We start from the raw sequence: 12,968 nt of genomic DNA on the forward strand, positions 1-12,968 counted from the left end.
ATGCGGCGATGCGGCAACAGACTGCCGACGCAGCGCCGCCAAGCTTACTCGCGCGGCAGCACGCGCAGGCGCAGCTCGCGCAGCTGCTCGTTCGTCGGCTCGCTGGGGGCGCCCATCATCAGGTCTTCGGCGCGCTGGTTCATCGGGAACATGATGACCTCGCGGATGTTCACCTCGTCGGCCAGCAGCATGACGATGCGGTCGATCCCCGCCGCGCAGCCGCCGTGCGGGGGCGCGCCATAGCGGAAGGCCTTGACCATGCCGCCGAACCGCTTTTCCACCTCGTCCCGGCCATAGCCGGCCAGTTCGAAGGCGCGGAACATGATCTCGGGGCGGTGGTTGCGGATCGCGCCCGAGACCAGCTCATAGCCGTTGCAGGCCAGGTCGTATTGATAGCCCTTGACCGCCAGCGGGTCGCCCGCCAGCGCATCCAGGCCCCCCTGCGGCATCGAGAACGGGTTGTGGCTGAAGTCGATCCGCCCGTCCTCGCCCTTTTCATACATCGGGAAATCGACGATCCAGGCGAACTTGAACTGGTTCTCGTCGATCAGGCCCAGCTCGCGGCCGATCTCGTTGCGGGCGCGGCCGGCGACGGCCTCGAAACCCTCGGGCTTGCCGCCCAGGAAGAAGGCCGCGTCGCCCTCGCCCAGGCCCAGCTGGGTGCGGATCGCCTCGGTCTTCTCGGGGCCCAGCGCCTTGGCGATGGGGCCGGCGGCTTCGGTCGTGCCGTCCTCGGCCTTGCGCCAGAAGATATAGCCCATGCCGGGCAGGCCCTGCTGCTGGGCGAATGCGTTCATGCGGTCGGCGAACTTGCGCGAGCCGCCGGTGGGCGCGGGAATGGCGCGGACCTCGGTGCCCTCCTGCTCCAGCAACTTCGCGAAGATCGCAAAGCCCGAGCCGCGGAAATGCTCGCTGACCACCTGCATCTCGATGGGGTTGCGCAGGTCGGGCTTGTCCGAGCCGTATTTCAGCATCGCCTCGGCATAGGGGATGCGCGGCCAGGTCGCGTCGACCCGGCGGCCGCCGCCGAAGGTTTCGAACAGGCCCTGGATCACCGGCTGGACGGCGCGGAACACGTCCTCCTGCTCGACGAAGGACATCTCGACGTCGAGCTGGTAGAAATCGGTGGGCGAGCGGTCGGCGCGCGGATCCTCGTCGCGGAAGCAGGGCGCGATCTGGAAATACTTGTCGAAGCCCGCGACCATGATCAGCTGCTTGAACTGCTGCGGCGCCTGCGGCAGGGCGTAGAACTTGCCCGGATGCAGGCGCGAGGGCACCAGGAAGTCGCGCGCGCCCTCGGGCGAGCTGGCGGTGATGATCGGGGTCTGGAACTCGGTGAAGCCCTGGTCCCACATCGCGTCGCGCAGCCATTTGACCACGCGCGAGCGCAGCATGATGTTGTTGTGCAGGCTTTCGCGGCGCAGGTCGAGGAAGCGATAGGCCAGCCGCGTCTCCTCGGGATAGTCTTGGTCGCCGAAGACCGGCAGCGGCAGGTCGTCCGCGGCGCCCAGGATCTCCATATCGGTGGCATAGACCTCGATCTCGCCGGTGGGCAGCTTGGGGTTGACCAGGCTCGGGTCGCGCAGCTTGACGCGGCCGTCGATGCGGATCACCGTCTCGGCCCGCAGCTTTTCCAGTGCCGGGAAGGCGGGCGAGTCGCTGTCGGCGATCACCTGGGTGATGCCGTAATGGTCGCGCAGGTCGATGAACAGCACCCCGCCATGGTCGCGGACCCGGTGGACCCAGCCGGACAGACGGACTTCGGACCCGGCGGCAGCGGCGGTCAGCTCGCCGCAGGTATGGCTGCGATAGGCGCTCATCGTTTTTCCCCTTGCGTATCGGCCCCGCATGAACCGCGCCGCGCGGGCGAAGTCAAGCAATCAGAACGGCCTCACCACGTTGCCGGTGTAGAAATAGGCGCCCATGCCGACGGCAAAGAGGACATTCCCCGCCACCGCATGCAAGACCCAGGCCGAGGGGAAGCCGCGCTCCAGATAGGCGCGGGCAAAGAACCAGCCGCCGACGAAGGTCAGCACCGCCACCACCCAGGACCAATACATCAGGTGCGCAAAGGAAAACACCGCCGCGTTCAGCGCGATCGCCCCCTGCCCCGCCGGCAGCAGCGCGGCGTAGCGGTGGAAGAACAGCGGGCGAAAGATCAGCTCCTGCGGCAGGGCCGAGAGGATCGGGTAGAACACCCAGATCACCGGCAGGAACTCGGGCCGCTGCCGCACGATCTGGAAGATCGAGTTCGGCCGGTCGAGCGCCAGGATCGCCAGCCCCGTCAGCAGGGTGGCCAGCGCGATGGCCAGGATCTCGCGCCAGGGCAAGCGGCTCCAGCCGCGCACCAGACTGTGCCAGTGAAAGCCGCCGGTGCGCCACAAGAGGCCCAGCCCCGCCAGGCTGAACACCGCCAGCGCCTCGAACAGCAAGTGGCCGGGCAGGAACAGCGCGATGACCAGCGGCGCCCCCAGGTAGAGCGCCGCGAATTCGGCCCAGAGCAGGCCGCGCCTTATTGCAGGCGCTGGCTCAGCCATGCCCGCCACTGCGCGGGCGAGCCCGCAAAGACGTTCAGGTCCACGTTGCCGCGGATCCCCGGCACGATGCCGGTGCCGGTATATTGCCAGAACGTATAGCGCTGGCCGGGATAGACGATGCGCGGATGGCCCGCGACCGAGCGCAGCCAGAACTCCTCGGGCCAGGAGCCGAGGTTGTTGTCGCGGTAGAAATCGACCGTCGTGTAGATGATCGGGCGCTGGCCATAGTGCCGGTGCAGGATGTCCTTGAAGATCTTGGCCTCGCGCAGCACCTCGTGGCTGGCCGGGCGATGCGGGCAGGTCTTGGAGGCGGTCCATTCCAGGTCCAGCACCGGCGGCATGGCGCCGCGTTCCCTGGGCACGTTGGCGATGAACCAGGCCGCCTGTTCCGAGCCCGAGCGGCAGAAATAGAAATAGTGATAGGCGCCGCGCGGGATGCGGGCCTGCGCCGCCTCCTGCCAGTAGCGGCGGAAGTTCGGGTCGGCATGGTCGCCGCCTTCGGTCGCCTTGATGAAGGCGAAGCTGATGCCCGAACTGCGCACCCGGTGCCAGTCGATCTCGCCCTGCCAGCGCGAGATGTCGATGCCGTGGACCGGGTGGTCATAGGGATGCCCGCCGATCCAGGGATGCGGCGCGCTGTCGCCGAACTGCGGGCCGCTGCCCTGCCCCGCCATCACCGCCGGCCCGCTCGAGGGCCCCCCGCAGGAGGCCAGCGCGACCAGCGCCAGCACTGCCATAATCTTGCCCAGGAATGTCATCTCTGCCCTCTGCCCGCGCCTTTCCGGCGCCTTCGTCCCTGCGCCTGTGTTCGGCGCCTGTCCGTCCTTATCGCAAAGGTGCGACGCTCTGTCACGATGGCGTGACAGTCACGAGTTTGTCAGCGGCGGCGGAGGCCGCGGTCAAAGGGGCACGATCCTGCCCGATGCCTCCCTGCGGACCCCGCGGCTGGCAAGTGCGGCGCGGTCGTCGGCTTGGCGGATCAGGTCGTTATGCAGCTGCGGGATGCCGCCGTCGATATTGGCCGCGTTATATTCCTCGGCCGAATAGGCGGTGCCTTCGGCATCGTAAAGCGTAAGCGTTCCGTCGGCGGACACGTCCATGATCTTGCCCAGCGTGCCATGGGTAATGCTGAAGCCCTGGAAGCTGCCGTCATAGACCGGCCGCGTCACGCTGGTCGTATCGAAGCTGAACAGATTGGCCAGCGACGCGGCCCTCGATTCCAGGAAATTAATATTGCCCACGATTTCCGAAGTCCCATGCGCATTCGCGCTTTCCAAGCCCGCGAATCCGCCCTCCATGCCATAGATCCTGCCCGAAGGATCGAGCATGGTGTCGCTGTTTTTCTGAACCAACGCCATGTCGGCAACGGCAGTTTTTGCGCGCTCTGCGAGGGCCTTGCCAAAGTGATAGGCCATCGCCATCGCATCCGAGCGGGCCGGGAAATCCGCATCGCGTTTCGTCGCGGTCGCGCTGTGGCCCATCGGACCCATCTCCGCGGGTAGAAACACCCCCTCGTATCTCATACGCGGGTCGGTATCGCTCCGCGCCCAGAGACGCGCCATCCCAGTATTGGGATCGAACGGGCTGAGGGATCCATCTCGCAGCTGCGCATCCTGAGCGATCATCTTCTTGATATCTGCCTCCATCGCGGCAAAACGCGCAGGGTCGGCAGAGGTGTCAGACGTGTAGGTAACGCCGGGCGCCGGCTGTGCATCAGCCCTGGCCTTTGCCTCCGCCCCTGTATTCGTTGCAAGCGCGGCAATGGTCGCCGCTGCCTGGGATGTAACCTTCTGCCCTGTCAGCACGGCAAGGGCGATCGTCCCGGAACTGATCTGCACGGCTTGAACCTCAACATGATAAAAACGATTGCATGAGGCCTAGTCATAGGCGAAAGTCAGGTTTCTACCAACTTCCAAATCTTGAAAATTTTCTGAAAGTTAAAGAGGTATACTGTGGCTGTTTATACGGGAACGAGTGGCAGCGATGTTTTTCTTGGAACATCCGGCGTCGACAGCATGTACGGATATGGAGGATCCGACACCATTTTCGGCAACGCCGGGAATGATTATATAGACGGCGGAAACGGCTCAGACAGTCTGTATGGAGAAGATGGCCATGACTATGTTTTGGGCGGAGAAGGCTACGACTACATAAACGGGGGAATCGGGAACGACACCCTTTTGGGTGGGGATGATATGGACACCATTTATGGTGGTAACGGCGACGACAGCATAGATGGCGGGAAGGGAAGGGACATCATTTATGCGGGGAACGGGAATGATGTGATCATCGTGGATAGCTCATGGGATTATGTGCAGCTATCCGGCGACAATATAGATGGAGGTTTTGGACTCGACACAATCCTCGCTTCAGACTCATCCAGCTCTGGATCTTCCTTTTCTATCCGGCTGGGGAATATTGTGGATATTGAGAAATTATACAACAGTAGCGCCACAAAAATCTTGAATATCGAAGGAAGCGTTTCCATAGACCTGTCGAAGATTACAGTTTTTGAAAGCGCTGGCGGCGCAATGGGGTGGATATATGGCGAGTCTACGAATGACATGATCAAGGGATTCGATCTTGCGACCGTTGGCATCCGTGATGGTGACAGAATTTATGGCGGCAGTGGAAATGACACCATATATGGATATGCAGGAAACGACCAACTCGACGGCGGCGCGGGAAATGATGTTCTGATTGGCGGGGTCGGGGACGACAGATTGTTCGGATGGGCCAACGCAGATACTTTCCAGTTCAAATACGATGCCAATGAGGGCAGCGACAGCATCGGGGACTTCACCGACGGCACCGACAGGATCCAGCTTACCAATACCGGCGGCGGCGTGACGTTCGACGACCTCGTGCTTACCGATGTCGGCGCGGATTGCCGTATAGATCTGGCCAGCGGAACCTCGATCCTGATCGTGGGCGTCGGTTCCGCCGCGCTCGACGCGGGCGATTTCATCTTCAGCTGACGGCAGGCCCCAGGGGCCTCAATCGGCCTCGGGCACCAGCTTGCCGGGGTTGAGCACCCCCTCGGGGTCCAGCGCCTGCTTGATCGCCGCCATGACGCCGATGGCCGCGCCGTGCTGGGCGGGCATCAGGGGGCGCTTGCCGATGCCCACGCCATGCTCGCCGGTGATGGTGCCGCCCACCGCGATCGCACGCTCGGCCATGCGCAGCGCGACGCGCTTGGCGGCGGCAAGCTCGGCCTCGTCGCCGGGCGTCACCAGGATCTGGGCATGGAAATTGCCGTCGCCGACATGGCCGACGATGGGGCCCAGCAGGCCCTCGGCGCGGATGTCCTCGGCCGCCGCCGCCACCGCGGCGGGCAGATGCGACATCGGCACGCAGACATCCGTCACCACCGCCGTCGCCCCCGGCCGCAGCGCCAGGCAGGAACGATAGGCGTTATGGCGCATCTTCCACAAGGCCGCCCGCGCCTCGGGGGTGGTCGCCCAGTCGAAGCCGGTGCCGCCGAACTCGGCCGCCAGCGCGCCGAAGGCCTCGGCATCGCCCTTGACCGAGGCGGAGGAGCCGTGGAACTCGACCATCAGATGCGGGCCTTCATGCATCTGCGTGCCCGAGGCGCGGTTGAAGGCGCGCACCACGTCGGCGTCGATGAACTCGATCCGCGCCATCGGGATGCCGGACTGGATCGTGGCGGTGACGCATTCCACCGCCTGCTCCAGCGTCGAAAAGCCGCAGACGGCCGCGGCGACCTCCTCGGGCTGGCCATGCAGGCGCAGGGTCAGTTCGGTGATGATGCCAAGCGTGCCTTCGGAACCGACGAAAAGCGCCGTCAGGTCATAGCCGGCACTGGATTTCGCCGCCCGCGTGCCGGTGCGGATGACGCGCCCGTCCGCCAGCACCACCTCGAGCGCCAGCACGTTGTCGCGCATGGTGCCATAGCGCACGGCCGTGGTGCCCGAGGCGCGCGTCGCCGCCATGCCGCCCAGCGAGGCATTGGCGCCGGGATCGACCGGGAAGAACAGGCCGGTCGCGCGCAGCTCAAGGTTCAGCGCCTCGCGCGTGCAGCCGGGCTGGACGCTGACCTGCATGTCCTCGGCCCGGATCTCCAGCACGCGGTCCATCTTGGTCAGGTCGATCACCAGCCCGCCCTGCGGCGCCAGCGCCTGCCCTTCCAGCGAGGTGCCGGTGCCCCAGCCGATCATCGGCACGCGATGCGCATGGCAGATGGCGGCGATGCGCGAGGCCTCCTGGGTCGAGACCGGCCAGGCCACCGCATCGGGCGGCGGCGCGCGGTGGAAGGTCTCGGACTGGGCGTGCAGGTCGCGGTCGGCGCCGCTGGTGGACAGGCGCGCGCCCAGAAGCGCGGAAAGCGCGTCGAGGGCCGGGGCGGGAATCGGCATGGACATCTCCTGCGGCATTGGTATGGCAGTTGATAGTCCCGGCGGCAGGCCAAGGGCAAGCCGGGGTCAGGACTTGGCGCCCACCACGCCCTTCACCGCCTCGATGGCGGGGGTGACGGCGTAATGCGCCACCGGAATCAGGATCATGCCCCAAATCACCCCGAAGATGCCGTCGAAGAAGGCGGTGGTGGTCCAGGCGGCAAGGCCCGGTGCCGCGGGCAGGGCCTGGGCCGCGGCCTCGGCCGCGCCGTGGATCCAGTCATAGGGCTGGTGCTGGCCCAGCACATGCAGCCCGTGGATGACGATCTGGCCGCCGACCCAGATCATCGCCGCGGTGCCGACCACGGTCAGCACCTTCATGAAGCCCGGCATGACATGGACGATGCCCCGCCCCAGCCCCGCGGCAGGGCCGCCGCGTTCGTGCAGGTGCAGGCCGAAATCGTCCGCCTTCACGATCAGCGCCACGAAGCCGTAGACCGCGACGGTGATGCCCACCGCCACCACCGCCAGGATCAGCGCCTTCATCCAGATCGCATCGCCGTTCGGGATCGCGGCCAGCGCGATGGTCATGATCTCGGCCGAGAGGATGAAGTCGGTCTTGATCGCGCCGCGCACCCGTTCCTCTTCCAGCCCGCCCCCCCCCTCGGCGGTCGCCTGCAGATGCGGCTCGTTTATCTTGTGATGGCTGAGCGCATGCACCAGCTTCTCGGCCCCCTCGAAGCACAGGTAGGAGCCGCCCAGCATCAGCAGCGGCGTGATCGCCCAGGGCGCGAAGGCCGAGAGCAGCAGCGCGATGGGCAGCAGGATCACCAGCTTGTTGAAAAGCGAGCCGCGCGCGATCTTCATCACGATCGGCACCTCGCGCGCGGCGGAAAAGCCGTGGACGTATTTCGGCGTCACCGCGGCGTCGTCGATCACCGCGCCTGCGGCCTTGGCGCCGGCCTTGACCGCCTGACCCGCCACGTCGTCGACCGATGCGGCCGCGATCTTGGCGATCCCCGCCACGTCATCCAGCAGCGCCAGCAATCCGCTCATGTCCGTTTCCCGTCCCAGGTTCCTGCGCGGCACTCTAGGCGGCGGCGCGCCCATGCGCAATTCGCAGCCGCGGCGACGGTTCCCGCGCCCCGCCCGGCTTGCACCCGCGCGGGGAATCATTCATCAAGCATGGGACAATCGAAAGGGCCGCCCATGCTGGATCAGAACGCGAAACCGACCGAAGAGATCGACCTGCGCGAGGTCTTCGGCCTAGACAGCGACATGAAGGTCAAGGGCTTTGCCGAACGCTCGGACCGGGTGCCCGACATCGACACGACCTACAAGTTCGATCCCGACACCACGCTGGCGATCCTGGCGGGCTTTGCCTACAACCGTCGGGTGATGATCCAGGGCTATCACGGCACCGGCAAATCCACCCATATCGAGCAGGTGGCGGCGCGGCTGAACTGGCCCTGCGTGCGGGTGAACCTGGACAGCCACGTCAGCCGGATCGACCTGATCGGCAAGGACGCGATCAAGCTGGTGGACGGCAAGCAGGTCACGGTCTTCCACGAGGGCATCCTGCCCTGGGCCCTGCGCAACCCGACCGCCATCGTCTTCGACGAATACGACGCCGGCCGGGCCGACGTGATGTTCGTGATCCAGCGCGTGCTGGAGGCGGACGGCAAGCTGACGCTTCTGGACCAGAACGAGGTCATCACCCCGAACCCCTATTTCCGCCTGTTCGCGACGGCGAACACCGTGGGCCTGGGCGACACCACCGGCCTCTATCACGGCACGCAGCAGATCAACCAGGGCCAGATGGACCGCTGGTCGCTGGTGGCGACGCTGAACTACCTGAGCCACGACGCCGAGGCGGCGATCGTGCTGGCCAAGAACCCGACCTACAACACCGAAAAAGGCCGCAAGATCATCAGCCAGATGGTGACGCTGGCCGACCTGACGCGCACGGCCTTCATGCAGGGGGATCTCTCCACGGTCATGTCGCCGCGCACGGTGATCGCCTGGGCGCAGAACGCGCGCATCTTCGGCGACAACGTGGGCTATGCCTTCCGCCTGACCTTCCTGAACAAATGCGACGAGTTGGAGCGCCAGACGGTGGCCGAGTTCTATCAGCGCCTGTTCGACGAGGAACTGCCGGAAAGCGCGGCGGTCAAGGCGGGCTAATGCCCGCCCTTGATCTCGTTCAGGGCCGCCATCGCCAGAAAGCCCGAGCGGGTCAGGCCCAATTGCTCTGCCGCCGTATCGACCGCGTCCAGCGTTCCGGCATCCATGCTGACATTCACCCGGCGCTGCCTGGTCATGCGACGGATATGCGGCACCGCGATCAGGAAAGCGCCAGCCGTCAGCTCTGCCGCGCATTCGGCGGCGATTTCGCCCAAGGCGCGGGGCTGGCTGTCCGGGGCGTCCTCGAACCACAGTTCCAACGCCTCGACCGCGTTCGGCAGGATGTCCTTTTCGTCATCGGCCGCCGAAAAGCAGCCCGGCAGGTCCGGGAAACGGATGCCAAAGGCGCTGTCGGGAGCTTTTTCGACCAATGCCAGATAGGTTTTCATTCCTTGTCCTCCAACCATCCTGCCATGCGCGCGATGCTGCGGGCCGTGCCAAGGGGCAAGTCCTTTTTGGGGTGCGGCACGATCACGACGCGCCCTTCCTTGCGGAACTTGTGATGCGATCCCCGGACCGAAACCTCTTCCCAGCCTTCCGCGGCAAGACGGCGCAGAATGTCGCGGCTGTTCCGAAGGATGTCCATGTGTGTAAATATGTGCGCATGAGCTGCTGCGTCAAGTCCTCTCGACAGCCGGCCTGAACTGGCCCAGAAATAGATCATGAAAAAATCCGACAACCCCGCCGATCCGTTCAAGAAGGCCCTGACCGAGGCCACCCGCGCCCTGGCCGAGGATCACGAGCTGAACGTGACCTTCACCGCCGACCCTTCCGGCGTGGCGGGCGATACCATGCGCCTGCCGCAGGTCAGCCGCCGCATGACCCGCGACGAGGTGCTGCTTGCGCGCGGCACCGCCGACGCCCTGGCGATGAAGCTGCGCCACCACGACACCGGAACCCATGCGAAATACGCGCCCGCCGGACCGATGGCGCGCGACCTCTACGAGGCGATGGAGACCGCGCGCTGCGAGGCGCTGGGGGCCCGCGACATGCCCGGCGCGCTCAGCAACATCGACGCCAAGCTGGGGCAGGAGGCCGAGCGCAAGGGCTATGGCCAGATCAAGGCCCCGGCCGATGCGCCGCTGGCGGTGGCGGCGGGCTATATCGTGCGGCAGGCGGCGACGGGCCGCGCCCTGCCCTCGGCCGCGCAGCATGTCGCCGACCTGTGGCGCCCCTTCGTCGAGGAACAGGCCGGCGCCGATCTCGATCATGTGGGCGAGGTGCTGGCCGACCAGGCGGCCTTCGCCCGGCTCGCCCGCAAGGTGATCGCCGACCTGGGCTATGGCGACCAGCTGGGCGAAGACCCCGACGAACCGCAGGAGGACGAGGCCGAGGAAAACGCCGAGCAGGACGAGGAGGCCGGCGACAACCAGTCCCGCGACCAGAACCAGGACGACGAGGCCGAGGCCAGCCCCGAGCGCACGCAGGAACAGACCCAGGAAGAGCGCCAGGCCCAGGTCAGCATGGACGACCAGTCCGACGAGGAGCTGGTGGACGAGGCCGAGATGTCCGAGGCCGAGACGCCCCCGGACCTGCCGCCGCAGGTCAGCGAGGCGAGCCCGGATTACCGCGTCTATGCCCAGGAATTCGACGAGGAGATCCGCGCCGAGGATCTGGCCGACCCGGCCGAGCTGGAGCGGCTGCGCGCCTATCTGGACAAGCAGCTGGAACCCCTGCGCGGCGCCGTCTCGCGCCTGGCCAACAAGCTGCAACGGCGCTTGCAGGCACAGCAGAACCGCAGCTGGGAATTCGACAAGGAAGAGGGCGTGCTGGACGCCGGCCGCCTGGCCCGCGTGGTGGCGAACCCGACGACACCGCTGTCCTTCAAGGTCGAAAAGGACACCGAGTTCCGCGACACCGTGGTGACGCTGCTTCTGGACAATTCGGGCTCGATGCGCGGCCGGCCGATCAGTATCGCCGCGATCTGCGCCGACGTGCTGGCCCGCACGCTGGAGCGTTCGCAGGTCAAGGTCGAGATCCTGGGCTTCACCACCCGCGCCTGGAAGGGGGGCCAGAGCCGCGAGAAATGGCTGGCCGCGGGCCGGCCGGCGCAGCCGGGGCGGCTGAACGACCTGCGCCATATCATCTACAAGGGCGCCGATGCGCCCTGGCGGCGGGTGCGCCCGAACCTGGGCCTGATGATGAAAGAGGGGCTCCTCAAGGAAAACATCGACGGCGAGGCGCTGGAATGGGCGCATCGCCGGCTGTCGCGGCGGCCCGAGGCGCGGCGCATCCTGATGGTGATCTCGGACGGGGCGCCGGTGGACGATTCGACGCTGTCGGTCAACCCGGCGAATTTCCTGGAAAAGCACCTGCGCGACGTCATCGCGATGATCGAGCGCAAGAAGCAGGTCGAGCTGCTGGCCATCGGCATCGGCCATGACGTGACCCGCTATTACGAGCGCGCGGTGACGATCACCGATGCCGAGCAGCTGGCCGGCGCCATGACCGAACAGCTCGCCGCCCTGTTCGAGGCCGATCCCAGGAAGCGCGCCCGCGCCATGAACCTGCGCCGCGTGGGCTGAACCTGTTCTTTCGGGCTGCTTGAACTGCCCCGCGTCCCATGCGACCAATTTCGCAGGACCGGGGCCGTTTTTCCGCCTCGCAGGCCAAGGGGCTTTGACGTGCTGAAGATCGGTTTCTTCATTCCCGAATTTCCGGGCCAGACCCATATCTTCCTGTGGCGCGAACGGCAGGCGCTGGCGGAGCTGGGGATCGAGGCCGAGCTGATCTCGACCCGCCCGCCGCCGCGCGCCGTCGCCTCGCACAGCTGGGCCGCCGAGGCGCAGGCGCAGACCCGCTACCTGATGCCCCTGGGCGGCGAGGGCCTGGGCATCCTTGCGGAACTCCTGCGCTCGGGGCCCGCCGGCTGGGCGCGGGGCCTGGGCGCGGCGATGACCGCCGAGGCGCAGGGGCTCAAGGGCCGGCTGCGGATGCTGGCGCTGCTGGCCATGGGCGCGCGGCTCAAGCGCATCGCCCGCCAGCAGGGCTGGAACCACATCCATGTCCACAGCTGCGCCGACAGCGCCAATATCGCCATGTTCGCCGAAAGGCTGGGCGGGCCCGGCTACAGCCTGACCCTGCACGGCCCGACGCTGGAGGGCTACGGGCCGAACCAGCGGCAGAAATGGCGCCATGCGCGCTTCGCCACCATCATCTCGCAATTGCTGACGCGGGTGGCCGAGCGCGAGATCGGCGCCGACCGCCCGGCGGTGATCAATGTCGCGCCGATGGGCGTCGACCTCGACCAGATCCGGCGCCAGGCTCCCTGGCAACCGCCCGCGCCGGGCGAGCCGCTGCGCCTGTTCAGCTGCGGCCGGCTGAACGCGGTCAAGGGCCATGACCACCTGATCCAGACGGTCGCCCTGCTGCGCGCCCGCGGCATCGATACCCGGCTGGAGATCGCCGGCGAGGACGAACAGGGCGGCACCGGCTATCACCGCCAGCTCGACGCGCTGATCGCGGAAAAGGGGCTCAGCGATGCAGTCACGCTCTTGGGCGCGGTCAACGAAACCTCGGTCCGCGAAGGGCTGGAGCGCGCGCATGTCTTTGCGTTGGCCAGCCTGAACGAAGGCATCTCGGTCGCGATCATGGAGGCGATGGCGATGGAGATGCCGGTGGTCGTCACCGATGTCGGCGGCAATCACGAGCTGATCACCTCGGGCCGCGACGCGATCCTGGTGCCCCCCGAACGCCCCGAGGTCATGGCGGACGAAATCGCCCGGCTCCACGCCGATCCCGACGAGGCGCGGCGGCTGGCGCAGGCCTCCCGCGCCCGCGTCGCTGCCGATTTCCACCACCGCCGCAGCGCCCAGGCGGTGGCCGACGGGCTGGCCCGCACCCTGCCCGGCGGGCGCGAGGCGCTGGCCCGCGCCTGACATCCAGAACAAGA

Annotated in this window: 12 protein-coding genes; 4 read left to right on the forward strand and 8 right to left on the reverse strand. The window is 66.6% G+C overall.

The annotated features are described in order from the left end of the window. Window positions 1-44 precede the first annotated feature (44 nt). The 4 genes from aspS to IT40_RS28370 all read right to left on the reverse strand — a co-directional run bounded on the left by aspS (window position 45) and on the right by IT40_RS28370 (window position 4,375). Window positions 45-1,820, reverse strand: coding sequence for an aspartate--tRNA ligase (aspS, locus tag IT40_RS04755; protein ID WP_036751297.1), 1,776 nt, complete (start codon window positions 1,818-1,820; stop codon window positions 45-47). A 60-nt stretch (window positions 1,821-1,880) separates the two neighbouring features. Further along, window positions 1,881-2,537, reverse strand: coding sequence for a CPBP family glutamic-type intramembrane protease (locus tag IT40_RS04760; protein ID WP_036751299.1), 657 nt, complete (start codon window positions 2,535-2,537; stop codon window positions 1,881-1,883). Beyond that, window positions 2,513-3,295: a glycoside hydrolase family 25 protein gene (locus IT40_RS04765; RefSeq protein WP_036751300.1), complete on the reverse strand. Its 783-nt coding sequence runs from the start codon at window positions 3,293-3,295 to the stop codon at window positions 2,513-2,515. Before IT40_RS04765 ends, IT40_RS04760 begins: the two co-directional genes overlap by 25 nt. A gap of 141 nt (window positions 3,296-3,436) precedes the next feature. Beyond that, window positions 3,437-4,375: a hypothetical protein gene (locus IT40_RS28370; protein WP_147307239.1), complete on the reverse strand. Its 939-nt coding sequence runs from the start codon at window positions 4,373-4,375 to the stop codon at window positions 3,437-3,439. 114 nt (window positions 4,376-4,489) lie between these two features. Here IT40_RS28370 and IT40_RS27345 point away from each other — a divergent pair, with 114 nt between their 5' ends. Further along, window positions 4,490-5,515, forward strand: a complete 1,026-nt coding sequence (locus IT40_RS27345; protein ID WP_116170998.1) for a calcium-binding protein — start codon at window positions 4,490-4,492, stop codon at window positions 5,513-5,515. 18 nt (window positions 5,516-5,533) lie between these two features. Here IT40_RS27345 and IT40_RS04780 read toward each other — a convergent pair whose 3' ends face one another. Then, window positions 5,534-6,913 (reverse strand): FAD-binding oxidoreductase, encoded by a 1,380-nt coding sequence (locus IT40_RS04780; protein ID WP_036751430.1) that lies wholly within the window; start codon window positions 6,911-6,913, stop codon window positions 5,534-5,536. A 66-nt stretch (window positions 6,914-6,979) separates the two neighbouring features. Further along, on the reverse strand, window positions 6,980-7,948 hold the full coding sequence (locus IT40_RS04785) for a DUF808 domain-containing protein (protein WP_036751304.1): 969 nt from the start codon (window positions 7,946-7,948) through the stop codon (window positions 6,980-6,982). 153 nt (window positions 7,949-8,101) lie between these two features. Between IT40_RS04785 and cobS the strand changes: the two genes are divergently transcribed. Further along, the gene (gene cobS, locus IT40_RS04790; RefSeq protein WP_036751307.1) at window positions 8,102-9,076 is read left to right on the forward strand and encodes a cobaltochelatase subunit CobS; all 975 of its coding nucleotides are present in this window, start codon (window positions 8,102-8,104) and stop codon (window positions 9,074-9,076) included. Here cobS and IT40_RS04795 read toward each other — a convergent pair. Together IT40_RS04795 and IT40_RS04800 are read right to left on the reverse strand one after the other, a co-directional pair. After that, window positions 9,073-9,465 (reverse strand): type II toxin-antitoxin system HicB family antitoxin, encoded by a 393-nt coding sequence (locus IT40_RS04795; protein ID WP_036751309.1) that lies wholly within the window; start codon window positions 9,463-9,465, stop codon window positions 9,073-9,075. The two genes, cobS and IT40_RS04795, sit on opposite strands and share 4 nt — an antisense overlap. Next, a complete protein-coding gene (locus tag IT40_RS04800; RefSeq protein ID WP_243700095.1) occupies window positions 9,462-9,740 on the reverse strand; it encodes a type II toxin-antitoxin system HicA family toxin in 279 nt (92 codons plus the stop codon). The genes IT40_RS04795 and IT40_RS04800 overlap by 4 nt, the downstream gene beginning before the upstream one ends. On the opposite strand from IT40_RS04800, the gene cobT reads away from it, so the two are divergent. Beyond that, entirely contained in the window at window positions 9,739-11,601 is a 1,863-nt protein-coding gene (gene cobT, locus IT40_RS04805; RefSeq protein ID WP_036751311.1) for a cobaltochelatase subunit CobT, read from the forward strand. The two genes, IT40_RS04800 and cobT, sit on opposite strands and share 2 nt — an antisense overlap. A 99-nt stretch (window positions 11,602-11,700) precedes the next feature. Next, the gene (gene epsE, locus IT40_RS04810) at window positions 11,701-12,954 is read left to right on the forward strand and encodes an exopolysaccharide biosynthesis GT4 family glycosyltransferase EpsE (RefSeq protein ID WP_036751313.1); all 1,254 of its coding nucleotides are present in this window, start codon (window positions 11,701-11,703) and stop codon (window positions 12,952-12,954) included. Window positions 12,955-12,968 lie beyond the last annotated feature (14 nt).

Source organism: Paracoccus versutus, assembly GCF_000763885.1.
GTDB classification, from domain to species: Bacteria; Pseudomonadota; Alphaproteobacteria; order Rhodobacterales; family Rhodobacteraceae; genus Paracoccus; species Paracoccus versutus.

Excerpts from the sequence above, each read along its gene's own strand:
- aspS (WP_036751297.1), bottom strand. The coding sequence starts at position 1,820 with ATGAGCGCCTATCGCAGCCATACCTGCGGCGAGCTGACCGCCGCTGCC.
- IT40_RS04760 (WP_036751299.1), bottom strand. The coding sequence starts at position 2,537 with ATGGCTGAGCCAGCGCCTGCAATAAGGCGCGGCCTGCTCTGGGCCGAA.
- IT40_RS04765 (WP_036751300.1), bottom strand. The coding sequence starts at position 3,295 with ATGACATTCCTGGGCAAGATTATGGCAGTGCTGGCGCTGGTCGCGCTG.
- IT40_RS04780 (WP_036751430.1), bottom strand. The coding sequence starts at position 6,913 with ATGCCGATTCCCGCCCCGGCCCTCGACGCGCTTTCCGCGCTTCTGGGC.
- IT40_RS04785 (WP_036751304.1), bottom strand. The coding sequence starts at position 7,948 with ATGAGCGGATTGCTGGCGCTGCTGGATGACGTGGCGGGGATCGCCAAG.
- cobS (WP_036751307.1), top strand. The coding sequence starts at position 8,102 with ATGCTGGATCAGAACGCGAAACCGACCGAAGAGATCGACCTGCGCGAG.
- IT40_RS04795 (WP_036751309.1), bottom strand. The coding sequence starts at position 9,465 with ATGAAAACCTATCTGGCATTGGTCGAAAAAGCTCCCGACAGCGCCTTT.
- cobT (WP_036751311.1), top strand. The coding sequence starts at position 9,739 with ATGAAAAAATCCGACAACCCCGCCGATCCGTTCAAGAAGGCCCTGACC.
- IT40_RS04800 (WP_243700095.1), bottom strand. The coding sequence starts at position 9,740 with ATGATCTATTTCTGGGCCAGTTCAGGCCGGCTGTCGAGAGGACTTGAC.